A 22,253-nucleotide genomic window follows, 5' to 3' on the forward strand; every position below is an offset into this window, starting at 1 on the left:
CTTCCCTACCCCTTCAACCCCTTAAGCACCGCCTTCTTCCCCCCAACCCCGGGTCGCTGCTCAACAGAAAACCCGGCATCAGCAAGCCCCCGTCTCACTGCTCCGGCAACTGTAAAAGTTGCGACGGTCCCGCCGGACACTGTTTTTTCTCCAATCGCCATAAGAAGCTCATGCCGCCACATGGCAGGGTTTTTCTTTGGGCCATGACCATCAAGGAACCATGCGTCACAGGGCGTTGTGAGCGCGTGTACCATTTCAAGCGCCTCGCCGATCCAGAGATTCAGGGTCACGATGCCGAAGGGCCGGGTGAGTTGTAACTGGTGCCAACCCGGTTTGGAAATTTCGACGCGGCTGTAGGCCCCGACAAGCAGGTCGATAAGCGGCCCGGCCTCTGTCCTGAATCCACTGAGTATGGACGCCATCCGTTCGGAAGTGACCGGATGCAGTTCAACGGAATTGTAGGTGATCGCTATATCCGTGACGCCGCAGTTGTCCAGGAAATCCATGAGGGCGATGAGCAGGCGGCCTGCGCCGAAGCCTGTTTCGCCTATTATGAATTCTTTGCGTCCCGTGCCTGCGGAAGAAAGGACATCCATCATGCCCGTGCCCTGAAAAAAGATGTGCTTGGCTTCTTCAATCGCACTGACCACATCGAAATAGCGGTCGTCATAATGTTCGTTCATAAGATAGGGTGGGACATGCATTGTCGGAAGCGCTGGTCTTTTGCTGGTCATGAGAAATTGTAACATTTAACGCAATGTAGGGGCGAACGGCCGTTCGCCTCTACATTAAACCACTATTTAATGCAATAATTATGTCATGAGTTATGAAATAAAAACGGACGGAGGCGGCTTTTGGATCTGATAATAAACAACCTGCGGATACCCGTTGAAAAGGACGGGGTGGATGAATATGTAAGGGCCGCTTCGCAGAAGATGAACATCAGCGAAGATAATATTCAATTCAATAAAATCCTCAGCAAGTCACTTGATGCGGGCAATAGAGAACAGTTCTACTATGAAATCTCAATAGTGGTAAGCGCTCCTGACAGCTTCGACAACAAAGAGAACTTTCCAGCTTACGCGGAAAAAATAAAGCAGAACAATAGATCAGCGGCCATCAGCGAGAGGCCCATCATAATTGGCTTCGGGCCTGCTGGCATGTTCGCTGCCCTTGAGCTGATCGATCACGGTATCAAACCTCTGATATTTGAACGAGGCAAAAAGATAGAAGAACGCTCCATTGATGTTCAACGGTTTATTAAAGAAAGGGAGCTCGACCCTGAATCAAATATCCAGTTCGGTGAAGGCGGGGCCGGGTCATATTCGGACGGGAAGCTGTTTTCAAGAATAAAGAATTCTCGGTATGCGGACAGGGTGCTGGATACCTTCATTAAATTCGGCGCGCCTGAAGAAATAGGGTACATCAGCAAACCCCATCTGGGCACGGACGTGTTGTGCAGGATAGTAAAAAACATGAGGAGCTACATACTTGATAGAGGCGGGGAGATACACTACAACTCCAAAATGACGGACCTGATTATTTCAGATGGAAAGGCCGAAGGCGTAATGATAAACGGGAGAATGGAATATCGTTCTTCAATGATCTATCTTGCGCTGGGACATTCGGCGCGTGATACATTTGAGCTGCTCCGCGATAAAGGCGTTGCCGTTGAGCAGAAGCCGATATTTGTCGGCACGAGAATAGAGCATCCCGCTGAGATCATTAATCTCATAAGATATGGAGATAAATATAAGGACTTCCCCGGCATAGGCGCTGCCAATTATTCTTTCACCTACACCGATAAAAAAATCGGGAGGGGAGTCTACACCTTCTGTATGTGCCCCGGAGGTGAGGTAATAAATGCTTCATCTGAAAAAGGCCTGCTGGTTGTAAACGGCATGAGTTATTCGGGCAGGTCTTCGGCATTCTCTAATTCAGCGATAGTTGTGACCTGTCATACGGATGATTACGGATCAACCGACCCATTGGCAGGCATTCAATTCCAGAAGAATATAGAGCGCAAAGCCTTCAATGCAGGCGGAGGGAAATGGGAAGCCCCAGCGCAAAACCTGATGGATTTTTTACGCGGGAGGATATCTGCCGACTTAAATAAAAATTCTTACAGGATAGGGACCGCATCTGTTAGCATGAACGAAATTTTTCCAACATTTATCTCCGAGATGCTTCTGTCCGCATTCAATAAATGGAAAGAGGATTACCCGTTATTTGTTTCAGAGCACGCGATATTGTTAGGAGCGGAAACGAGGACCTCCTGTCCCGTAAGAATTAAACGCAGCGAAAACTACGAGTCAGTAAATATAAAGGACCTGTATCCGATTGGCGAGGGTTCAGGTTACGCAGGAGGGATAACGAGTTCAGCCGCCGATGCAATAAAGGCCGTGGAAAGCAGTCTGCTCTCCCATTCAGCCGCCTGAGCGTTTCGGCCTGTAGCCCAATTTTGTCAAAGCGGCAATGAGCGCGTCGCAGTGGTCGCCCTGTATCTCAAGAGACGTGTCCTTGACTGTGCCGCCTGTGCCCAGTCCAGCCTTCAATTCCTTAAGCAGGGCTTCCCTGTCTTTTGCCGGGACCTGCAAGCCCTCGATCACCGTGACGGACTTTCCGCCCCTATGCTTCCGGTCGAGCCGGACGATCACCCTCTGATTCGCTGCAGGGGCAAGCGGCCGTTCGCCCCTTCTATTTCCGGACGGTCTTTCCTTTCGGGAAACAAGCTTGTCAGTGGAGTAGACCAATTTAGATCTTTCATCAGGCATTGTTCATTATAGCACGGGGAATTTTTTGAAAAAGTCCCGGCATATTCAAAGCTCAAGCGCTTCGATCTTCTTTTTCCTTGTGAGTTTTTTTAAAGCGCCCTCAAGCCTTCTCGCTTCTGCCGCATTCGCGCATGGAATTGTTTTGACCAGTTCAAACGGCCTCCACGATCTTACGAATTTGCTGCCGGTGCCGAGCTTGTGCTTTTCAATCCTCTTCTCAAGATCATTTGTCATCCCGATATATAGAGAATTGTTGCGGCACCTGAGCACATAAACACACCAGTGCCCGCTGTTTGTCTTAGTCCGTTCTTTCGCTAACTCATTTAGCCAGACCTTTAGGACCTTCCTTGCTTCCTTGTCCACAAATGAGAATATCCGGTGAGCAGTGTCGTGAGTTCGGGACCTGGAATGTCCGGCTACCTTCACAACGTGAAAGCCCAACTCGTCGTGAAGTTCGTAAAATGCACGGTAGAGAGAAGCGTTGCCTATTTGCCGGTTTGTCTTTTTTGAAATGAAACCTCTGGCCAACAAGCGGGGTTTTCTCTTGAGAAGTCCTGTAACGCACTGTGAATCGGAATATATTGTCAGGCTGCCATGCGGCAACTGCCGGTTCTCTTTAAGCGCCCATAAAACGGTCTGAAGTTCGAGCCTTGTCGATGAAGTGCCTTCGAATCTCCGCACTTTTATCCGCCCGGCTATTTCGAGTCTTCCGATAACTTTGGAAGAGGCGTGTAGAAATGAAGCCGGGATAATGACATAGGCCCCCACACCAAGCTTGAGGCCGGGGCTTACACTCACATCGGTGAAGAGGGCAAGATCATTTATGGCGGTATGCATTCTCTATCTTACATCGAGGCGGCATCAACTTCACAGCAGAGTTACAGAACACAGTCGCCGCATTCGTCCTTGCCTTCGGTCTGTTCTTCTGGTAGCATTCATCGTAAGGGACACAGGTCCCGAAAGACAAGAATATAACCGGCAACACGAAAGGAGGCACACAATGGGAGACAAAGGCGGCAAAAAGGACAAAGACAAGGACCGGAAACAGAAGGAGATCCAACACACAAAAGACCTGAAAGATAAGAAGGACAAACAACCAAAAAGCGCATCGAAATAGAGAACAAGTTTTTATTCTTGCAAGATACTACTGAATTGAAAAACGGGCGAGGCACCGCCTCGCCCCTACAAAAGGCTTCAGGCAACGGCGTTTTTACCTTAACACCTTTCAAGATCATAGGATAAAATGCTCGGAACAAGCCCTGATATCCCCTCTCTTGAAAATCACGACGTAAGGGGGTTATGATATTCAGGTACATTGCAGGAGCTCTACATTATCCGAATAATTTATTCTGAAATGTCTACAAGAGGTCCCCTCCAATATACCTGAAAAAATATTTTAGGGATAAAAAGCTATCGTGCTTTGCCACATTTTTAAAAACCGGTTTTTAACAGGTGTCAGAATCTCTCATAAGGAAATCATAACGGAATTTTAAGATGAAAATGAAATTACCTGAATTACGGATTGGCGACTTAACGGTTTATCCTCCCATCATACAGGGCGGCATGGGGGTGAGGGTCTCACGTTCAAGGCTCGCCTCGGCAGTCGCAAATGAAGGCTGCGTGGGGGTTATAGCGGGAGTCGGCCTGGGGAAGTTTGAAGACCTGCCGAGGCTGGAATATGAGGCCGTGAACAATGAGGCTTTAAGGACAGAGATAAGAAAAGCCCGGAGCATGAGCAAAGGCATAATCGGCGTAAACCTGCTGGTCGCGCTTTCAAACTATGAGTCGCTGGCAAGGACCGCTGCGGATGAGGGTGTTGACCTGATCATATCCGGAGCCGGGCTTCCACTGGAGCTGCCGAAATTTGTAGAAGGAAAAAACATTAAGCTGGTCCCGATCGTCTCATCTGTAAGGGCATTAAACATCATCTGCGGTAAATGGAAAAGGAACTTCAACAGACTGCCGGACGCCGTAATAGTTGAAGGCTATAAGGCAGGCGGCCATGTAGGATATGACTTTCAGGACCTTGTTGAAGGAAAAGCCCCGTCACTTGATGACCTGCTTGTTGAAATCGTAAAGTTTGCGAAAACGTTTGACCCGCCCATCCCGGTCATCGCCGCCGGAGGAATTTATGACGGCGGAGATATCGCCCGCGTTCTAAAATTAGGAGCTTCCGGTGTTCAGATGGGCACCCGGTTTGTCTGCACGGATGAATGTGATGTTCATGAAAATTTCAAACAGGCCTTCATAAAAGCCCGCAAAGAAGATATGGTGATCATAAAAAGTCCTGTTGGATTACCCGGCAGGGTGATCAAAAGCAAGTTTGTTGAGGACATTATGAAAGGCCAGACCAAACCCAAGTCCTGCAAGTACCGCTGCCTGAAAAACTGCGATCCCCAAACAGCCCCTTACTGCATAGCCAGGGCGCTGACAAACGCGGCGGAAGGGAACCTCGATGAAGGTTTCGTTTTTGCGGGGTCCAACGCGTACAGATGTACGGAAATTATTCCGGTGAAAAAGCTGATCGAGACATTGATACAGGAATACAATCAGGCCTGAATGCCGTCCACACCCAATGTAAATACCGTAATTTTCGGTTTCATAAATCTATTGTATCAGCAGCCCGGCCCCTTCTTCTCTGTCCGCTTTTCAGAAGCAGGGAGATAAATGGAGAAGGCCGAACCTTTTTGCAGTTCCGATTCTACCGATATATGCCCATCATGTCTTTTGATGATTGAATATGCCACTGCAAGACCCAGGCCCCGTCCCATCTCATGCGTTGAAAAATAGGGGTCGAATATCTTCTGCAAATCTTCTCTCGATATGCCCGTGCCCTGGTCCTGCACTGATACTTTTACATACTTCACATTTTGCGGCGCCTCATCCGCACCTGATCTCATGATAGTGTTCTCCGCGCTGACCTGTATGATGCCTTCTTCCGGCATGTTTTGCCGGGCGTTTATGACAAGGTTCCGGATCACCTTGCTTATCTGTCCCTCATCGACCTCGACAGGCCAGAGAGGGTCTTCCATTTTATATACGCATTTGATATTTGAGCCCTTCAGTGCAAAGTCGGCGGATTCCCGGACAGCTCCCGCAATGTTTGTCGGCTTCCTGTTCAGCGCTTCACCTTCAGCAAAGGTCAGCAACTGCTGGATCAGGTCCGCTTCCCTGTGAATTGCTTTATCGGCCGCCTCCAGGCGTTCATATTCCTTGCTGTTACGGTCAATATTCTTCATTGCGAGATAAACGTTATTTCTCATCGCTGTCAGGAGATTGTTGAAATCATGGGCTATCCCGCCGGCAAGAATCCCGACAGATTCAAGCTTATGTCTCCTCAGGAGTTCATCTTCCAGTCTTCTTTTCATCGTGATGTCCCGTATGGCCGTGATCCTGAGAATACGGTCCTTTGAAGAAAAGGACTTGCCGTAAACTTCAACGGGGAACTGTTTGCCGTCTTTTTTCACGCATACGCACTCATACGGCCTGTCGTACCCCGATGTGATTTTCTTCATCGTATCTTCGAGATAGTCGGGCGCTATCAATCTCGACACGTGCATTCCGGGCATTTCGGAGGGTGAGTATCCAAAGATCTTCGCGAACTCTTCATTCGTTTCCAGGAACACTCCTTTCTCCGCAAGTGCAATTCCATCAAAAGCGACTTCAGCAAGCAGCCGGAACCTTTTCTCAGCCTCTTTAATGGCCTCCTCCGCTTTCGTGCGTTCGAAGATTTCCTGCTGGAGACCGGCATTCGCCGCTGTCAGTGCCGCAGTGCGGTCTTTCACCAGATCCTCAAGCTGCTCTCCTTGCCGCATGAGTTCCTCTTCCGCTTTCCTGCGCTCCACAATCTCGGACGAGAGCTCTTTATTGAGTTTTTCCAGATCATCTTTTGCAGAGGAAAGATATGAAACAAGGCTGCTGTTCTCAAAGCGGAGGCGCAGGGACGCAACCGTCATCCGGCTGATGCGTAAAGCAATTCCGGTAATGAGAACAAGAAAAAGCAGGGACATACCCCCCATGGCCAGATGGATATCGTCACCAATAACCAGGAAACGGACAATTAAAGGGGCCAGGGAAAGCGCTGCATACGCAATGAATGCCTCCATAACAACCGAGTATGCGCCAACTGCGCCGATTGCCATGCCGCCCAGCACAAAGGCAAGAAATGCCTGATGAATGACCGATGATTGAGGAAAGAGAAAGACACCTGCAGAACCCCATGCCGCACCGGATACAGCCGCGCGGGTAATAAACCGCAGCCCCCATCTTCTGAAATCTGCCGGGACCGGGGACGCGCGCCGGAACCTGACAATCGACGTGTACCCCCAAGATGTTATCAGCACAATGCAGGCCAGCCAGGCAAACAGCATATGATGAGGTATTACGCTTCGCAGGATAAATGCCAGGACCGCTGAATTAATCAGACTCGCCACGAGCGCCACCGGCGCGATCTTGTACAAAAGCCTGACCTGTTCCGCATAGAGCTGCGGATAATCGTGGGGACTGGAGTTTCTCTCTGACTCGTTCGGAAGAATTGTCATGACGACTCATCCTTCTCTTTTGACTTACAGTGCCTGATTCATTGACTGCAAACGAAAGATATTTTTTGTATCTGAAAAAATTCTAATAGAAACCAGGAGGATGAGATAGAATTGCAACGGTCGGTGCTACACCATCATTACCTGCGATCAGAAGCCGTAATCACTGATGCAATCATTATATCATAATTTCGGATTTGAGGACTATCCGTCTCTCGCTGAACAATCGGATATCTTCACCGGGTGGTACGGGCACGAGGTGGATCTGCAAACAGTTATGACTCCGGCTAACTCGTCGAAGGACCCGTTTTAGCCCTTTGATTATTTTTGCTCATATCCCTCTGGTCTTCCTGAGACCGCTGCCCCTGCTTCGTCATAGCGGGTAATGCTCACGATCTTTGAATTCCTGAAAACAGAGATATAAAAATTCACTGCCTCTTCGGCCTGGTCATCGAACCACAAGAACAGAGTAATTTTTTGCATGTAGCCTCCTTATAAATTATTTTTTACTTTGATCTGAATTTATCTCGAATTTTAATCCTTGAACCGGCAAGCTCACGAAAACGCATTGCCAGTTCCGGCCCTTTGGCCTCGTCCTCGTGTTTAAAAAAAACGAAGGCCTTCTTCCATTTTTGCGAAAGGAGCCTTTCTATCCAGAGGGAGAGATCATCATCCGTATAATCGGAACGGTGCAGGCGCAGGTATCTCCATGTCGCTGTTATGATGATCTCATTTGCCGGGTCCTCATCGGTATCCGCGATGCACGGGCTGTATCCCCTCTCGCGAAGGAGGTCCAGGATTTTGCTGTCAAACCAGGACGTGTTGCGGAACTCGAATGCGCATGACGTATTGCCGGGGACCAGTTTGAGAAATTCTTTCAGCGCAAGATGGTCCGCGTGAAAGCTCTTTGGAAACTGAAAAAGGACCGGCCCCAGTTTCTTCTTCAAGACCGACAGCGTCCTGAAGAGGTACTCGGTTTCCTCCTCCACATTTCTTAACTGCTTAATGTGCGTTATGACCTGAGGCGCCTTGAGCGCGAAGACAAAGTCATCGGGGACCTGTTCAGACCATGACACGAGGACATCCTCTGTGGGCATGTGATAAAAGGTGTTATTTATCTCAACCGTGCTGAGGCGTTCCGAATAGAAGCGGAGCATTTCTTTGGGCGGGAGCTTTTCAGGATAGAATTTTCCTTTCCATTCCTTATACCCATACCCGCTTGTACCGACATAAATTTTCATAACCTGACAAAACAGTTGAACCACAGAGGACACAGGGAAAGATGTTGAGAAGCTATGAAGTTGAGAAGTTGAGAAGATACGAAAACCAATAGCACTCCGGCCCATCTTCTCAAGTTCTCATCTTCTGTCGTCCTCCGTGTACTCTGTGGTTAATGCCGTTATACTCACATGCCTGCTTTGGCCTGCCAGAGTCCGAAGGTCGCGCCGGTCGGGTCTGTGATTACGCTGAACCACCCCATGTTCGGGACCTCGGTGACGTCCTTGCAGATCCTGGCGCCGAGAGTCTGCGCCTTTTTTGTCGAGGCTGCAACGTCATCAACCAGGATATAGGGAAGCCAATTGTCCGGCATGCCGGCAACAGGGTTCTTAAACATCCCTCCGCCGGTCCCCTCACCGACGTTGATTATCGTGTAGTCCATGTCCGGGAACTCTTCCAGCTTCCAGTCGAACATGGCTGAGTAGAACTTTTTTGATTTTCCCAGGTCTTTAGATTGCAATTCAATGTGAACAAACGGATTTGCCATACTGCACCTCCTGAAGGTAAATTATAAAAAGAAGTATAGCAAAGATATGCCGTCCGTCAAGCTATCCCATATCACCCAGTTCATACTGGATAATACTGATTGCCGTTATTGGAGCGGTCTCGGTGCGGAGGATTCTGCGGCCAAGTGAGGCTTCAATAAAACCCTTCTCGAATGCTGAGGAAACTTCTTCTCTGGTAAATCCACCCTCAGGCCCTATGAGCAGGGTGATGTTTTTTGTGTCTTTATAACCGGTCAATATTTTTTTTAGATTTCTTTCTCCCTGCTCTTCAGAGAAAATGATCCCACCCCCCTTAAGTTCCCCTTTAACAAATCCCTCAAACTCCACCGGCACGTCGATCTCCGGTATCTGTTCCCTGCCGCACTGCTGCGAGGCTGAGAGAGCGATCTTGCGCCAGCGTTCAATCTTCTCAGTATGTTTTACCTGCGAACGCTCGGTTATTAGAGGGATGACTTTTCTGACGCCGAGTTCGGTTGCTTTCTGAACAATAAAATCCATCTTGTCACTTTTCGGCAGGCCCTGAGCAAGGGTTATGTGAACGGGAGATTCAGCGGAGTAGGGCTCCGTCTCTATCTTCTCGACGACCACTTCTTTTTTGTGTACCAGAAGGACCCTGCAAATATACCTGTGACCGGAGCCGTCAAAGATCACAACCTGCTCCCCCGGTTTCACACGCAGGACAAGCGAAAGATACCTCGCCTGTTCACCGTCAATAATTATTTTTTCTCCTGAAAGTTTTTCAGGCGGAAGGAATAAACGGGTCACAATATTATTTCTCCTCTCTCAAATCCTCTGCTATCAATTTATATTGCTCCTTGGACTTCACCGATATACCTCATCGTGACTCCCAACGTCGAGAAGGACGATCTCTTTTTCTGTTATAACAACAGTCAGCGACACCCGGTATTTATCATTTATGCTTACCGCCTGAATACCTTTTAGCTTACCTCCGAGATGATGATAATGAAGATGCGGCTGGAAGGGGTCTTTTTCAAGGTCGCGCAATACCTGGGCAAGTTTCTTTTTCAGCTCGGGATGAAGCTTCCTGAACTTTTCAGCCGAGCGGGTAAAATGAGCAGTCCAAACAAGAGTGTACATTCCTCAGTCTTCCAGCTTCAATTCTTTTATCAGATCTTTTGCGGTCCCGCGTTTTACCCTTCCTGCTTTTAAATCCTCAAGGGACGCCCGGATGCGAGCATTATATGCCTCACCCTCGGCCTCAAGCAATTCGCGGTATCTCTCTTCAGAGAGAACAACATACTGAGGCTGGTTGTTTTTAATAATGTGAACAGGCCCCTCTTTCAGGACTTCATCTACTGCTGAAATCCCTTTTCTCTTAATTTCCTGAGCAGTCAAGGTGTTCATATCGATACTCCTTTCAGTACTTAATATAGTATCTGAATTATAACAATAAGGCGCTTAATTCTTCAAGAAGCCAGCACCTCATTCAACTCAAGGCTCAAGCTCATTCTCCTGATGCAGTGCAAACCGGATCAACGATACCAGATCAGTAAGCATCTTCTGCGCGCTTGCGCCTCTGACCTTTGATTTTTCCAGAGCAGCGTAGGCACTCCAGTGCCGATCCAAGACAATAATAGTGCAGAAGCGCGAAAGAGCAGGAGCGCAAAAGAACGAAAGCACGCAAGCTTGAAAGACGGAAAGTGAGAAAGCGAAGAGTGGGGTATTAGGATAAGCGGCTTGTACTACTTCGCCTGTTCTTTATGATTGAACAGGTCTTTGACTTTGTCCATGAAGCCTTTTGAGGTGTCTTCGCCGCTTAGCCTGGCGAACTCCATGAGAAGTTCTTTCTGCCGGGGTGTGAGTTTCTTGGGGACGTCTATAAAGACGGTTATATACTGATTGCCTTTGCCGTAACCGCCTAACTTGGGTGCGCCTTTGCCCTTCAGATGAAAGACCGTGCCTGAAGGCGTGCCTGCTGGGATTTTAATTGTCGCGGAACCGTCTATTGTCGGCACCTCGATCTCGGAGCCGAGGGCGGCATGCACAAAAGAGATCGGGACTTCGCAGAGAAGGTCGTTGCCTTTTCTTTTAAAGAATGGGTGTGGTGTGACATTAATGATAACGTACAAATCACCGGCCGGGCCTCCGTAGAATCCAGCCTCTCCTTCGCCAGAAACTTTCAGCCTGATGCCTGTATCAACTCCGGCAGGAATTTTCAGCGATATGGAGCGCTCTCTTTTTACCTTGCCCTGGCCTTTGCATTTTGTACACGGGTCTGTGATGACCTTGCCGTGGCCTCCGCACTTGCCGCAGGTCTTTGAGATCGTGAAAAAGCCCTGCTGCATCCTCATCTGCCCTGTGCCTTTGCAGTTCGGGCAGACAGCAGGCCCTTTGCCGGGCTTTGAACCGGTGCCTTCACAGTCGGGACAGTTTTCCCATCTCGGGATCTTTATCTCTTTTTCAACTCCGAAGATCGATTCCTTGAGCGCTATATCAAGATCGTAACGCAGGTCCTGCCCTTTTGTCGGGCGTGACCTTCTTCTCCCCGTGAACTCGCCGAATATGTCTCCAAAGACATCTCCAAAGATATCCCCGAAATTTGAAGAAGAGAAGCCGCCGAATCCCGCGCCGAAATCAAAGCCCGCGCCGCCCGCGCCTTCAGCCGTGCCGAACCTGTCGTAGTTGGAGCGTTTCTCGGCGTCGCTCAGACACGAATAAGCCTCGTTTATCTCTTTGAATTTGTCCTCGGCTGCCTTGTCTCCGGGGTTTCTGTCGGGATGAAATTTTAACGCTAACTGGCGGTATGCCTTTTTTAGATCGGCATCCGTCGCGTTTTTATCTACGCCAAGTGTCTGGTAATAGTCTTTCATGAAATTTAAGTAGGAAGTGGGAAGTAGGAAGTAAGAAGCAAAATAAAAAATTTACTTCTTACTTCCTACTTCTTAGTTCTCAGTTGTCCTTTTTGTCCGTTTCTTCAAATTCGGCTTCGACGACGTCTTCTTTTTCTTTCTGGCCGCCGTCTGATGCTGAGGCACCCGCGCCTGGTCCTGCCTGCTGTGCTCCAGCAGCGCCTTGTGATTTATACATCTCTTCGGCGATCTTGTGCGAAGCTGTGGTCAGTTCCTCGGTTGCCTTCTTAAGATCTTCCGGGTCGGTTGCGGTATCCTTTGCCTTTTTGCACTTTAGAAGCGCATCTTCTATCTTCTGCTTGTCCTCGGGCGACACCTTGTCGCCATAATCCTTCAGAGATTTTTCAACTGTGTATATGAGCGTGTCAGCTTCATTTCTCGCCTCGGCAAGCTGGCGCTTCCTGTGGTCTTCCGCGGCGTGGGCTTCCGCGTCGCCTGTGGTCCTCTTTATTTCTTCTTCGCTTAAACCGCTTGACGCGGTTATCCTGATTGACTGCTCTTTTCCTGTGCCCTTGTCTTTTGCGGACACATGAAGGATGCCGTTTGCGTCAATGTCAAAGGTGACTTCGATCTGCGGAACACCTCTTGGCGCAGGTGGGATTCCGACGAGTTCAAAATTACCAAGGAGCTTGTTGTCCCCGGCCATTTCCCTTTCGCCCTGGCATATCTTGATTGTCACAGCCGGTTGATTATCGGATGCTGTAGAAAATACCTGGCTCTTTTTTGTGGGGATCGTTGTGTTTCGTTCGATGAGCTTGGTAAATATTCCTCCAAGGGTTTCAATGCCCAGAGAAAGCGGGGTGACGTCAAGAAGGAGCACGTCTTTGACTTCGCCCTTCAGAACGCCTGCCTGGATCGCTGCGCCTGCGGCAACTACTTCATCGGGGTTAACTTCCTTTGAAGGCTCTTTGCCGAAAAACTCCTTAACCACCTGCACGACCTTCGGCGTCCTTGTCTGTCCGCCGACAAGTATTACTTCATTAATTTCCTTTGCGCTTAATCCCGCATCGGCAAGCGCGCGTTTGCACGGCTCAACTGTCCTTTGGATCAGGTCATCAACAAGCTGTTCAAACTTGGCCCGGGACAACTTCACTACCATATGTTTTGGCCCTGTTGCATCCGCTGTGATAAAAGGCAGATTGATCTCTGTCTCCATTGCTGAGGACAATTCTATCTTTGCCTTCTCAGCGCTTTCCTTCAATCTCTGAAGCGCCATCTTGTCATTGCGGAGGTCAATGCCGGAGTCTTTCTTGAATTCAGTAACAAGCCAGTCCATTATCTTGATGTCAAAATCATCTCCGCCGAGATATGTGTCGCCGTTTGTTGATTTCACCTCAACAACGCCTTCGCCTATTTCCAGTATTGATACGTCGAAAGTGCCGCCGCCGAGATCATAAACGGCGATCTTCTCTTCCTTCTTTTTATCCATGCCGTATGCGAGGGATGCCGCGGTCGGCTCGTTGATAATTCTCAGTACGTTCATTCCCGCGATCCTTCCCGCGTCCTTTGTGGCCTGGCGCTGGCTGTCGTCAAAATATGCCGGCACTGTTATGACCGCGTCAGTGACGGGCTCGCCTAAATAGTCTTCCGCCGCCTGTTTTAATTTCTGCAGGATCATGGCGGAGATTTCAGGAGGTGAATAAGTCTTGCCGTGCGCCTCAACATGGGCGTCTCCGTTTGGAGCGCTGACTATTTTGTAAGGAAGTTTTTTCTTTGCCTCATCGGCCTCTCTTGAGCTGGACTTTCTCCCCATCAATCTCTTTATGGAGAAGATTGTATTCTCAGGGTTTGTGATCGCCTGCCTTTTGGCAACCTGCCCGACAAGTCTCTCGCCTTTATCAGTGAAAGCCACAACAGAGGGCGTTGTCCTTGTGCCCTCCTGGTTGGCGATGATGGTTGGTTCTCCGCCCTGCATTACAGCGACTACCGAGTTGGTAGTTCCAAGGTCTATTCCAACTACTTTTCCCATAAATCTATTCCTCCTGTTTAAATCTGTTTTCTGTGTTTGATATTAGTTTTCTTCTGTTGTAACGGCCTGGTTTTGTGAGACACCCTGTGTACCGGACGGTTTCTTTGCAACGCCGACGAGTGCTGCCCTTAAAACCCTGTCCCTAAACATATACCCTTTTCTGAATTCCTTGACCACGGTGTTTTCCTCAGCGTCCTCTGATTCTATCTGCGCCATCGCGTGGTGAACATTGGGATCAAAGGGTTTATTCAAAGCGTCAATGCCGGTCAGCCCGTATTTTTCAAGTGTGGCCTTTATTTCCTTCAAAGTTAACTGCACTCCCTCTGACAGCGGGCCTGATGTTTCGTTACCGGAAGTATGCTGAAGAGCAAGCTCCAGATGATCGAGAACGGTAAGGAGGTCTTTCAGAAGGCTTTCATTGGCGTACTTCAGTTGATCTTCTTTTTGCCTTGCCGCAAATCTCTTGTAGTTTTCAAATTCAGCGTAAAGCCTGACGTATTTATCGCTGGCCTCAGACAGGGATTTCTTTAATGCCTCGATATCTTCAATCTCGCCGCCGGTTTTTTGTTCCGGCCCGTTTGGTCCTGTATTTTGATTCTCAGCCATTAATGCGATGCTCCTTAGATTTCTGTTAATATCCTTGTTAATGCCCTGGCGGTATGGTCCACCATCGGGATCAATTTTTTATAGTTCATCCTTGTCGGGCCTATTATCCCGATGGCCCCGTTGGCCTGCTTTCCGTCCCTGTAGGTGGAAATTACCAAGCTCAGTTCCCTCAGTGAAGGGAGAATATGTTCCATTCCCACGAATACCTGAGTGCCATGAGAGCCACTCATTTGATGAAGTAATTTTAGCATAAAATGTTTGTCTTCAATAGCTCTGAGGATTTCCTTTATCTGTTTCATTGTCGCGAAGTCCGGGAGGTTGGACGCGCCGGAAAGCACGTTCAGTGTGAAGTCTTCAGTCTCCGACGTAAATACCTCCCTGCAGAGCGCGATCAGGTTGGCGATCAACCGGTCGCAGGCCGCCTTGTCCAGGTGAAGCTGGCCCGTTATCTCCTCCCTTATTATCTTTATCGTTAATCCATGAAATTTGCCGTTCAGGTAATTGGACGCATTATCAAGCTGTTTCTGTGAATATATCCTGTCGAGCTCGATGATCTTGTTGCTGATCATCCCCTCTTCAGACACCAGGACGGCCAGGACCTTTCTGTCTTCATACTTGATAAACTTGATGTGCTTCAAAACGATGTCCTCTGTTTTCGGCGGGATCGCAAGCGCGAGATAATGCGAAAATAAAGAAAGGGTATTTGCCGCTTCTTTTACGATCTTGCCGTTGTCCTTTTCTGCAAGCATGAGTTTGCCTGACAGCTCGTCAGAAAGCTCCGAATTACCTGCCAATGTCTGCTCCTCTAAAAGTGTGCTCACAAAAAACCTGTATCCTTTTTCAGTCGGCACCCTTCCCGCAGAGGTGTGAGGTTGCGAAATATAGCCCAGTTCTTCCAATTTCGCCATCGTATTTCGAATGGTAGCGGAGGACAAGCCGACTGAGAACTGTTGGGTTATAAAGAACGAGCCTATCGGGATGTTAAGGTCGATGTGGCTTTGTATTATTGCACAGAGTATTTTTTTACGTCTTTCGTCAAGGGTTTCCATCTTTGGTTAGCACTCTCAAGCGTTGAGTGCTATTAATATAGCAACAATAATTATTGTGTGTCAAGGATGAGGCTCGCGGTATAACTTAAAGTAATTAAAAGAAATCCGGATTCCTAAGATGTTGATCAACCACGGAGGCACAGAGACACAGAGAAGGAAATCAACAGATTACGCAGATGACACAGATTGAGAAAACGCTTTTCAATAAATCTGTGAAAATCTGCGTAATCTGTGGACGAACATTATTCCCGTGCCTCCGATTGCTCACCAGACAAAATAGAGCGCGTCCTTCACAACGTCAATCTTTGCGGGCAGTGTCCCGAAGTAGTCGCCGTCTACCTGGACATGGACTTCGCCGCCGGATGTGAGTTCGAGTCCTGAAGTTTTTTGACATGAGATATCTTTGAATTTCAAATGCCTTCCGCTGATTACCCCGATGATAAACCGCAGAAGGTCTTTTCTTGTTTTGCCTTTGAAGATACACACCTCAAGAAGTGGTTCGATGATGGATGCATGTGGAGTAATTGAAAATTGCCCGCCGTAATTCTTCGCATTACCTGCGACAACCGTGTAGCCGGTAAGTTCATTCTCAGGGGTTTTAATATTTATGAGCGGAGGATTATATTTTGTTAAGACCTTAAATCCTGAAACGACATGCGCGGCCTTGCCGGAGATTTTTTTTATCAGGTTATTTTTAACGCCCAATACAGCCTCTGCGTCAAAACCGATCCCCGCCATTGACGCAAAATACCGGCCGTTGATCCTTCCAAGACAGATCTTTCGAGCAGGGCCGGTCAGCGCGAGCTCGAGAGCGCTTTCAATGTCCTCAGGGATGAGGAGTTCTTTTGCAAGGACATTTGTAGTCCCAAGCGGAATAAGGGCCAGGGGGACATTTGCCGGATCTGCTTTCTCCGGGGAAAGGACGCCGTTGATCACTTCATTCAATGTGCCGTCGCCTCCGACGGTTATGATGCGGTCAACGCCGGAGAGACTTTTTGCGAATTGAAAGGCGTCTCCTTTTTTTTTGGTAATGAAGGTGGTGAGAGATGCCCTTTTCTTTATCAGTCTCTCAATTTTTTCAATAGACCTGTATGCCCTGTTACCGGCTATGGGATTTACGATGAGACTTACGTTCAAGGATTTCCTTTAATGTTAAGGTCCCCTCGCAGGGTTTAATATTGTCGATCAGGACAGGCGTTGTCTGGAGGTACTTGATAAGCTCCTTCACTTCCCCGCCTGTGATAAAGAACGCCCTGCCTCCATAGGGTAGGCCCCTCTTTTTAATGTGCGGAAGCCGGATGTATCCGAAGCTTCGGGAGGCAATATAACCTGTCGTATAATTCGGGTCATCGGATATGCACAGTTCCCCAAGGACCATCGGGTATTTGTGGACCTTGCTTGCCAGAATAAGGGCCTCTTGAACGGTGTCATTTTTGAGGCCGAGTTTGGCCAACTGTTTTGAGAGCACGGCATCCGCATTTTTTGTGATGCCCATTCGCGTGACCCGCACCCCGCGCAAAAGGTCCGGTTCAAGCCTCACCCCTTCGATGTCCATTAACATCGCACCCCTCATCGTTATGCCGATATTGAGGGATGTGAAGGCCTCCTCAATCGCCCGTTCGGTTATTCCGATAGTCGCGAGGATCTTGAACACCGCCTTCCTGACCGCCTCAGGGTTTTTTGTATTTAAAGTGCAAAGCGGCAGGGAAGATATCTTGCGCGGTTTTTCTTTAAGTTCCTCTACTGCAAGGCGTATTTCATCCGCCTTTCCTTTGTCATGGGTCAAGGCCCTTTCAGTATATTCTTTGACGACATTGAGGATATCGTCTTTTTCATATATTCCCTCGGCGCCTGAAACATGAACACTGTTCTTAGACGCCCTCATCCTTACGCTGTAGTGAATGTTTTTTGACATTATATTTCAAACCCCATATCTTTGATCATCTGCAGGTCATCCGCAGGGTTTCTCCCGGTTGTAGTGAGATAGTTCCCTATCAAAAGCCCATCGGCCCCGGCAAGAAATATGTGCGAGTTCAAATCCCTCAGGGTAGCCGGCCTGCCGCCGCAAACCCTTATCCCCCTGTCTGGAAGGATAAGCCTGTAGATCGCTATTATCTTCAAGGCTTCCAGAGGGTCAAGCTGCTCCCTGTTTGACAGAGGGGTGCCGCTGACGGGGGTGAAGAAATTCACCGGCACTGAATCAACGCCGATCTCTTTTAGCGCAAACGCCATGTCAATGCGGTCTTCCCATGATTCACCGAGTCCGAATATGCCGCCGCTGCAAATGGAAAGCCCAAGGGCCTTTGCGGATTCGATGGTCTTTATCTTATCCATGTAAGTGTGAGTGGTGCATATTTCGCTGAAAAAGGCCTCGGAGGTTTCGAGGTTGTGATGGTAACGGTGAAGTCCCGCATCTTTCAACTCCGCAAGCTCCTCATGTTCCAGTATACCGAGAGTGGCGCATGGCAGAAGCCCCAGGCCTCTTATTTCACGAATGAAGCCGCAAATCTCTTTTAGATCTTTACCTGAAGTTTTTTTCCCGCTGGTAACAATGCAGAACCGTTTGACGCCCTGCTGACTCGCCGACCTTGCGGCCTGGAGGATTTTGGCTTTGTCCACAAGGGGATAAACCGCGGCAGTTGTTTTATTGTGTGCGGATTGAGCGCAAAAAGAACAGTCTTCGGGACAGGCTCCTGACTTCGCGTTAATAATGGAGCACAGATCGACCTTATTGCCCCGGAATTTTTCTCTTGTCCTGTTTGCTGATGCAAAAAGTTCATAAATTTCGGGACCTGTCCGCTGTGACAGGTAAAGGGCGGTCTGCCTGTCGGTCCCTTGTTCCATAGTCTGGGTCCTGTTTCCTGAGCTCTGCATCACCTGGTCTGTTTTTAGCATGTGTTATTATCTATTCATCAAAAGCCGTTGTCAATAATGAAAATTTTTATGATGAAAAATATATTGCCAAAATGGCAAAATTGTCATTTTGATGCACTTCTTTTAATTGCTGAAGCTACTAAACCCTTTAATTAACTTAGGTATTTCCCCGGCATATTTTTTGCTCTCCTAATTATTAGGAATAATAGCATGGAACGAAGAGCTTTTGAGAGAATAGACACGAACATTACCGCAAGATTTTTCTTCGGTAATATGTTTTACAATGGAAATATCTTAAACATTTCCGAAAGGGGAATGTTGATAAATACCCGGAGATGTCTTCCCTCTGAATCAATGTTCGTTGTGATCATACGTCTGGAAAGTAAGCTTCTAAAGGTGGTTGCCAAGGTCAGGCGTTTAAAAAAAGGCAATGGTCATTACGACGGTATGGGGGTTGAGCTTTTAAGTACGTCTGTTGAATATCTGGATTTCATCAAAAGTTTAAAGAGTGTGAAGTCCTTCACAAACTTATCGTAGGTCATATTTTCCATTTTCGCAATTCAGTCTTTTTAATCTTTCCGGTAGCTGTTTTGGGAAATTCCTCAATAAAAATTATCCTCTTTGGTATCTTATACCGCGCAAAGCGGCCCTTCAAATAACCTCTTATGTCACTCTCGTTAATGACTGTATTGTCTTTGTTTTTTATGAAAAGCACCGGTATCTCCGAGCCTCTGCCGTCTGGTATCCCAACCATCGCGCATTCCTCAACCGATGGGTGTTGAATTAGATGCTCTTCTACTTCCCTCGGATACATATTCATCCCGTCGATGATGATAAGGTCCTTTTTTCTGTCGACAATATAGATATACCCGTCTGAATCAATCTTTGCCATGTCGCCGGTATAAAGCCAGCCGCTCTTTAAGACCTCTTCAGTTTCTTTTTCCTTGTTGTAATATCCCCGCATAACGTTAGCGCCTCTTACGATCAGCTCCCCGGTTTCTCCGGCCGGCAGGTTTTTGCCGTCTTCCCCGACAACCGCAACTTCAACCCCCGGGACAGGCAGGCCCACGGAGGAAGGCTTCCGTACACCTCTCAGCGGGTTTACGGCCACCACAGGAGATGCCTCGGTAAGCCCGTATCCCTCGATCAACGGGATACTGAAGCGTTTCTCAAACGCATTGATCGTATCCGCGGGCAGCGCTGCCGCTCCTGATATGCACGCCCTGATATTAACGAGGAACTTAAAAAAGAACCTCAGAAAGAAAGGCATCTTCTTTCTGGAGAGAATATTGTATATCGTTGGGATCGCGACAAAGAGGGTTATCCTGTCTATGAAAATACTGTTTATGACCTTTGAAAACGGCTTTACAGACACCAGCAGTATTATTTGGGCCCCGGCGAATATCGGCAATATAACGCAGACCGTGAAGCTGAATGAATGAAACAATGGGAGAAAGAGCAATATCCTGTCACTTCCTGAAACCTCCATTGCCTTCATGCACGACTCAGCATTTGTCAGGAGATTTCTGTGGCTGAGCATGGCCCCTTTGGGAAATCCCGTTGTGCCTGAGGTATATAAAAACACAGCGACTTCATTTTCATCCAAATCCGATCCACCCTTTACTAAAGGTGGGACGGGAGGGTTTACAGGTATCTCATCAAACATAAAAACCTTCAACCCGGGAATAGCATTATTAATTTTTTCTACATGAGACAAAAACCTGATATTGTAGATCAGAATCTTACAGGCGGAATCATTGAGAATATAGGATATTTCACCAGGGGTGAGAAATGTATTTAAAGGAACAACAACTCCGCCCGCCCTGAGGATTGCAAAATATGAGATTATGTATTCAGGGCAGTTGTCCATTAAGATCGCAACCCGGTCCTGATGTTTTAATCCCAAGGTCCTTAACCCGCCGGAGGTGACGCTGACAAGCCTGTCTGTATCTGAGAAGGTGAATTTTTTCTTCTCAAACTTTAGACAAATTTTATCCGGAATTTCCCTTGCCCGTTTTGATAACAACGCGCTCAGTGTCATAAAATTTCACCCTCCGAAAATGTATCACAAAAAGGCAAATTAATAAACCCAAATATTTTTTGTATTCACAGGAATATGATTTAGGACATATTGTTGAAGAGGTTAAATCGTGTAACATAAAACATCAAAAACATTTTTAGGGAGGTATCAACATGGGAAGTTGCGGTAGTTGCAGTTCCGGGGCCGGGCCGTTTTCTGAAGGAAGGGATTTGGTAGAGTTTGTATATAACGCTCATGGGGGAGCAATTAAGGACCAGCCCCTTCCAAGCGGCTTGAAGACAAAATGCCAGGGCTGCGGAGAGGCGTTCACATTAAAGACATTTGTCGGGAAGTGCCCGAAATGCGGCGGCGTTCATGCGGTGTCCCCGCCGCGCTGTGAAGATCCTGCCAACATACAGTTTGCCGGAGCCGGGTATAAGCTTCCTGAAGACAGGGATTAAGATCAGTCATTCGTTACTCGCTGAATGAGAGGAAGGCCAATCAGTGAGGGACTATTTAAGGCTGAATACAGCAGGCAATTAATTTGTCTGGCGGTTAATTTTCATTTTACTGTTTGCAGCCGATTGTAAATACCGCCTGTGTTAAAAAACTGCAAGCGTTGCAATCTTTACAGTGCTTACAATTCTTTTCGTCTTTGCCCAACAAACATACGAGCATCCTTTCTACTGACTCATACACCTTAGTGTTAATGACGGGACTAACATTATCAGCCCTGATTCTTTCTAACATTTGGCACCTCCCGAGAGATTAGTAATCTGCTCTTAATGTTCTAATACATCCTGTGATTGTCAAAGTCAATAGGAGGTAAGAAGGTTATAAGAATTTAATATTTGCGGAACCGCGCAAATAGCGGAAGTGATGAAGTTGTCCGGCGGCAACCCTTCCGGGCTGCCATCCGTTTTTAATTTTTAATGGGTCCCCTTTTTGAGGCCGTATCTTTCCCTGACCTCTTTTATCTTGCCGCAGGTATAATCGCCTTCAGGGCAGGGGGTGTATAGACAGCCAGGGCCGGCTTTATGAAATATCGTGGGCGCGGCTTTTTTGACGAGCTTCAGCATCTCCTCCGCCATTTTTCTTATCTCCCACTGGGCGCGGTTGCAGCATCTCTGTTTGAAGAAGTGCAGAAGCTCTCTTGCGTTCATGGTCATCATGATCTTTGTCTCAGCAGCATTCGGCAGCAGGAAGCGCGCGTCCTGATTGGCGGACTCTCCTGTTATTCCCAATTCGTTCAACTTTTTGACCATCCCGTTATAAGCCTGCTGAGCATCTTCCATAGAGGAGAGGAAGACCTTTTTTAATTCTTTGTTCTCCTTGATAACAGGCGGGATGATATAATCAAAGCCAGCCTCCTCGCTGACGTATCTTTGCGACTGCTGGCTGTAAGAGGCAAGGCGGTGCCTTACAAGCTGGTGCGAGCAGGCGCGGGAAATCCCTTCAACGGCAAATGTAAAAACAGCGTGTTCAATGGGACTCATGTGTCCCATCTTCACAAGCTTTTCAACGAAGGCCTTCTGGTCTTTAGTTTCAATTTTATCTTTCAGGGATTCAATATCCGAGGGACTGTAACAGAGCTTAGCAGCCATTGCTACTGTCTCCTCCGGGTCCGGCGTATGACGCAGAAGAATGACTTTCAATCTCGCTTCCGACATGGTGTCTCCTTTTTTGCAGCCGCGGGCTTCAGCCTGCTTTTCAATAAAAATCAGGATGCTGAAATAATAAACCTATCCCGTTTTATAAGTCAATTTGAT

At 47.9% G+C, this 22,253-nt stretch carries 24 protein-coding genes and 1 pseudogene; 5 read left to right on the forward strand and 20 right to left on the reverse strand.

Annotation, left to right across the window (positions count from 1 at the left end):
- Positions 1–5: 5 nt before the first annotated feature.
- Positions 6–704: a tRNA (5-methylaminomethyl-2-thiouridine)(34)-methyltransferase MnmD gene (gene mnmD / locus HZB61_14360; GenBank protein MBI5057792.1), complete on the reverse strand. Its 699-nt coding sequence runs from the start codon at positions 702–704 to the stop codon at positions 6–8.
- A gap of 150 nt (positions 705–854) precedes the next feature.
- Here mnmD and HZB61_14365 point away from each other — a divergent pair, with 150 nt between their 5' ends.
- Positions 855–2,438 (forward strand): dehydrogenase, encoded by a 1,584-nt coding sequence (locus HZB61_14365; GenBank protein MBI5057793.1) that lies wholly within the window; start codon positions 855–857, stop codon positions 2,436–2,438.
- Here HZB61_14365 and HZB61_14370 read toward each other — a convergent pair.
- Together HZB61_14370 and HZB61_14375 are read right to left on the reverse strand one after the other, a co-directional pair.
- A complete protein-coding gene (locus tag HZB61_14370; GenBank protein ID MBI5057794.1) occupies positions 2,427–2,774 on the reverse strand; it encodes a translation initiation factor in 348 nt (115 codons plus the stop codon). The genes HZB61_14365 and HZB61_14370 overlap by 12 nt on opposite strands.
- A 45-nt stretch (positions 2,775–2,819) precedes the next feature.
- A complete protein-coding gene (locus HZB61_14375; protein MBI5057795.1) occupies positions 2,820–3,611 on the reverse strand; it encodes a GIY-YIG nuclease family protein in 792 nt (263 codons plus the stop codon).
- A 663-nt stretch (positions 3,612–4,274) separates the two neighbouring features.
- On the opposite strand from HZB61_14375, the gene HZB61_14380 reads away from it, so the two are divergent.
- Entirely contained in the window at positions 4,275–5,333 is a 1,059-nt protein-coding gene (locus tag HZB61_14380) for a nitronate monooxygenase (protein ID MBI5057796.1), read from the forward strand.
- A 56-nt stretch (positions 5,334–5,389) separates the two neighbouring features.
- Here the strand turns inward: HZB61_14380 and HZB61_14385 are convergent, their stop codons facing one another.
- Positions 5,390–7,315: a PAS domain S-box protein gene (locus HZB61_14385; protein ID MBI5057797.1), complete on the reverse strand. Its 1,926-nt coding sequence runs from the start codon at positions 7,313–7,315 to the stop codon at positions 5,390–5,392.
- A 166-nt stretch (positions 7,316–7,481) separates the two neighbouring features.
- Here HZB61_14385 and HZB61_14390 point away from each other — a divergent pair, with 166 nt between their 5' ends.
- The gene (locus HZB61_14390; GenBank protein ID MBI5057798.1) at positions 7,482–7,625 is read left to right on the forward strand and encodes a hypothetical protein; all 144 of its coding nucleotides are present in this window, start codon (positions 7,482–7,484) and stop codon (positions 7,623–7,625) included.
- 23 nt (positions 7,626–7,648) lie between these two features.
- Here HZB61_14390 and HZB61_14395 read toward each other — a convergent pair.
- The 14 genes and pseudogenes from HZB61_14395 to bioB form a co-directional block, all read right to left on the reverse strand.
- Positions 7,649–7,795 (reverse strand): annotated as a pseudogene (locus HZB61_14395) (VOC family protein).
- 23 nt (positions 7,796–7,818) lie between these two features.
- Positions 7,819–8,553 carry a DUF72 domain-containing protein gene (locus HZB61_14400; GenBank protein ID MBI5057799.1) on the reverse strand — a complete coding sequence of 245 codons (735 nt, stop codon included), beginning with the start codon at positions 8,551–8,553 and terminating at the stop codon, positions 7,819–7,821.
- Between the two features lie 164 nt (positions 8,554–8,717).
- Positions 8,718–9,077, reverse strand: coding sequence for a VOC family protein (locus tag HZB61_14405; GenBank protein MBI5057800.1), 360 nt, complete (start codon positions 9,075–9,077; stop codon positions 8,718–8,720).
- Between the two features lie 61 nt (positions 9,078–9,138).
- Positions 9,139–9,861 (reverse strand): 16S rRNA (uracil(1498)-N(3))-methyltransferase, encoded by a 723-nt coding sequence (locus tag HZB61_14410; protein ID MBI5057801.1) that lies wholly within the window; start codon positions 9,859–9,861, stop codon positions 9,139–9,141.
- Between the two features lie 57 nt (positions 9,862–9,918).
- A complete protein-coding gene (locus tag HZB61_14415; GenBank protein ID MBI5057802.1) occupies positions 9,919–10,194 on the reverse strand; it encodes a type II toxin-antitoxin system mRNA interferase toxin, RelE/StbE family in 276 nt (91 codons plus the stop codon).
- A 3-nt stretch (positions 10,195–10,197) separates the two neighbouring features.
- Positions 10,198–10,461, reverse strand: coding sequence for a type II toxin-antitoxin system Phd/YefM family antitoxin (locus HZB61_14420; GenBank protein MBI5057803.1), 264 nt, complete (start codon positions 10,459–10,461; stop codon positions 10,198–10,200).
- Between the two features lie 87 nt (positions 10,462–10,548).
- Entirely contained in the window at positions 10,549–10,683 is a 135-nt protein-coding gene (locus HZB61_14425) for a hypothetical protein (GenBank protein MBI5057804.1), read from the reverse strand.
- 116 nt (positions 10,684–10,799) lie between these two features.
- The gene (gene dnaJ / locus HZB61_14430) at positions 10,800–11,927 is read right to left on the reverse strand and encodes a molecular chaperone DnaJ (GenBank protein ID MBI5057805.1); all 1,128 of its coding nucleotides are present in this window, start codon (positions 11,925–11,927) and stop codon (positions 10,800–10,802) included.
- Between the two features lie 79 nt (positions 11,928–12,006).
- The gene (gene dnaK / locus HZB61_14435; GenBank protein MBI5057806.1) at positions 12,007–13,935 is read right to left on the reverse strand and encodes a molecular chaperone DnaK; all 1,929 of its coding nucleotides are present in this window, start codon (positions 13,933–13,935) and stop codon (positions 12,007–12,009) included.
- 42 nt (positions 13,936–13,977) lie between these two features.
- Positions 13,978–14,541, reverse strand: a complete 564-nt coding sequence (gene grpE / locus HZB61_14440) for a nucleotide exchange factor GrpE (GenBank protein MBI5057807.1) — start codon at positions 14,539–14,541, stop codon at positions 13,978–13,980.
- A gap of 14 nt (positions 14,542–14,555) precedes the next feature.
- The gene (hrcA, locus tag HZB61_14445) at positions 14,556–15,590 is read right to left on the reverse strand and encodes a heat-inducible transcription repressor HrcA (protein ID MBI5057808.1); all 1,035 of its coding nucleotides are present in this window, start codon (positions 15,588–15,590) and stop codon (positions 14,556–14,558) included.
- Between the two features lie 264 nt (positions 15,591–15,854).
- Positions 15,855–16,727: a diacylglycerol kinase family lipid kinase gene (locus HZB61_14450; GenBank protein ID MBI5057809.1), complete on the reverse strand. Its 873-nt coding sequence runs from the start codon at positions 16,725–16,727 to the stop codon at positions 15,855–15,857.
- A complete protein-coding gene (locus tag HZB61_14455) occupies positions 16,690–17,505 on the reverse strand; it encodes a 6-carboxyhexanoate--CoA ligase (protein MBI5057810.1) in 816 nt (271 codons plus the stop codon). Before HZB61_14455 ends, HZB61_14450 begins: the two co-directional genes overlap by 38 nt.
- Positions 17,505–18,464: a biotin synthase BioB gene (bioB, locus tag HZB61_14460; protein ID MBI5057811.1), complete on the reverse strand. Its 960-nt coding sequence runs from the start codon at positions 18,462–18,464 to the stop codon at positions 17,505–17,507. The genes HZB61_14455 and bioB overlap by 1 nt, the downstream gene beginning before the upstream one ends.
- 210 nt (positions 18,465–18,674) lie before the next feature.
- Between bioB and HZB61_14465 the strand changes: the two genes are divergently transcribed.
- Positions 18,675–19,001 (forward strand): PilZ domain-containing protein, encoded by a 327-nt coding sequence (locus HZB61_14465; GenBank protein MBI5057812.1) that lies wholly within the window; start codon positions 18,675–18,677, stop codon positions 18,999–19,001.
- Between the two features lies 1 nt (position 19,002).
- On the opposite strand, the gene HZB61_14470 is transcribed toward HZB61_14465, so the two are convergent.
- Positions 19,003–20,505, reverse strand: a complete 1,503-nt coding sequence (locus HZB61_14470; GenBank protein ID MBI5057813.1) for a long-chain fatty acid--CoA ligase — start codon at positions 20,503–20,505, stop codon at positions 19,003–19,005.
- A 152-nt stretch (positions 20,506–20,657) separates the two neighbouring features.
- Here HZB61_14470 and HZB61_14475 point away from each other — a divergent pair, with 152 nt between their 5' ends.
- A complete protein-coding gene (locus tag HZB61_14475) occupies positions 20,658–20,945 on the forward strand; it encodes a hypothetical protein (protein MBI5057814.1) in 288 nt (95 codons plus the stop codon).
- A 468-nt stretch (positions 20,946–21,413) separates the two neighbouring features.
- Here the strand turns inward: HZB61_14475 and HZB61_14480 are convergent, their stop codons facing one another.
- On the reverse strand, positions 21,414–22,139 hold the full coding sequence (locus tag HZB61_14480; GenBank protein MBI5057815.1) for an FAD-dependent thymidylate synthase: 726 nt from the start codon (positions 22,137–22,139) through the stop codon (positions 21,414–21,416).
- Positions 22,140–22,253: the final 114 nt, after the last annotated feature.

Source organism: Nitrospirota bacterium, from assembly GCA_016214845.1.
Classification (GTDB): Bacteria; Nitrospirota; Thermodesulfovibrionia; order UBA6902; family UBA6902; genus SURF-23.

Excerpts from the sequence above, each read along its gene's own strand:
- HZB61_14385 (MBI5057797.1), bottom strand. The coding sequence starts at position 7,315 with ATGACAATTCTTCCGAACGAGTCAGAGAGAAACTCCAGTCCCCACGAT.
- HZB61_14370 (MBI5057794.1), bottom strand. The coding sequence starts at position 2,774 with ATGCCTGATGAAAGATCTAAATTGGTCTACTCCACTGACAAGCTTGTT.
- hrcA (MBI5057808.1), bottom strand. The coding sequence starts at position 15,590 with ATGGAAACCCTTGACGAAAGACGTAAAAAAATACTCTGTGCAATAATA.
- HZB61_14390 (MBI5057798.1), top strand. The coding sequence starts at position 7,482 with ATGCAATCATTATATCATAATTTCGGATTTGAGGACTATCCGTCTCTC.
- HZB61_14455 (MBI5057810.1), bottom strand. The coding sequence starts at position 17,505 with ATGTCAAAAAACATTCACTACAGCGTAAGGATGAGGGCGTCTAAGAAC.
- dnaJ (MBI5057805.1), bottom strand. The coding sequence starts at position 11,927 with ATGAAAGACTATTACCAGACACTTGGCGTAGATAAAAACGCGACGGAT.
- HZB61_14475 (MBI5057814.1), top strand. The coding sequence starts at position 20,658 with ATGGGAAGTTGCGGTAGTTGCAGTTCCGGGGCCGGGCCGTTTTCTGAA.
- HZB61_14415 (MBI5057802.1), bottom strand. The coding sequence starts at position 10,194 with ATGTACACTCTTGTTTGGACTGCTCATTTTACCCGCTCGGCTGAAAAG.
- HZB61_14470 (MBI5057813.1), bottom strand. The coding sequence starts at position 20,505 with ATGACACTGAGCGCGTTGTTATCAAAACGGGCAAGGGAAATTCCGGAT.
- HZB61_14375 (MBI5057795.1), bottom strand. The coding sequence starts at position 3,611 with ATGCATACCGCCATAAATGATCTTGCCCTCTTCACCGATGTGAGTGTA.
- dnaK (MBI5057806.1), bottom strand. The coding sequence starts at position 13,935 with ATGGGAAAAGTAGTTGGAATAGACCTTGGAACTACCAACTCGGTAGTC.
- grpE (MBI5057807.1), bottom strand. The coding sequence starts at position 14,541 with ATGGCTGAGAATCAAAATACAGGACCAAACGGGCCGGAACAAAAAACC.
- HZB61_14420 (MBI5057803.1), bottom strand. The coding sequence starts at position 10,461 with ATGAACACCTTGACTGCTCAGGAAATTAAGAGAAAAGGGATTTCAGCA.
- bioB (MBI5057811.1), bottom strand. The coding sequence starts at position 18,464 with ATGCAGAGCTCAGGAAACAGGACCCAGACTATGGAACAAGGGACCGAC.
- HZB61_14400 (MBI5057799.1), bottom strand. The coding sequence starts at position 8,553 with ATGAAAATTTATGTCGGTACAAGCGGGTATGGGTATAAGGAATGGAAA.
- HZB61_14380 (MBI5057796.1), top strand. The coding sequence starts at position 4,275 with ATGAAATTACCTGAATTACGGATTGGCGACTTAACGGTTTATCCTCCC.
- mnmD (MBI5057792.1), bottom strand. The coding sequence starts at position 704 with ATGCATGTCCCACCCTATCTTATGAACGAACATTATGACGACCGCTAT.
- HZB61_14405 (MBI5057800.1), bottom strand. The coding sequence starts at position 9,077 with ATGGCAAATCCGTTTGTTCACATTGAATTGCAATCTAAAGACCTGGGA.
- HZB61_14465 (MBI5057812.1), top strand. The coding sequence starts at position 18,675 with ATGGAACGAAGAGCTTTTGAGAGAATAGACACGAACATTACCGCAAGA.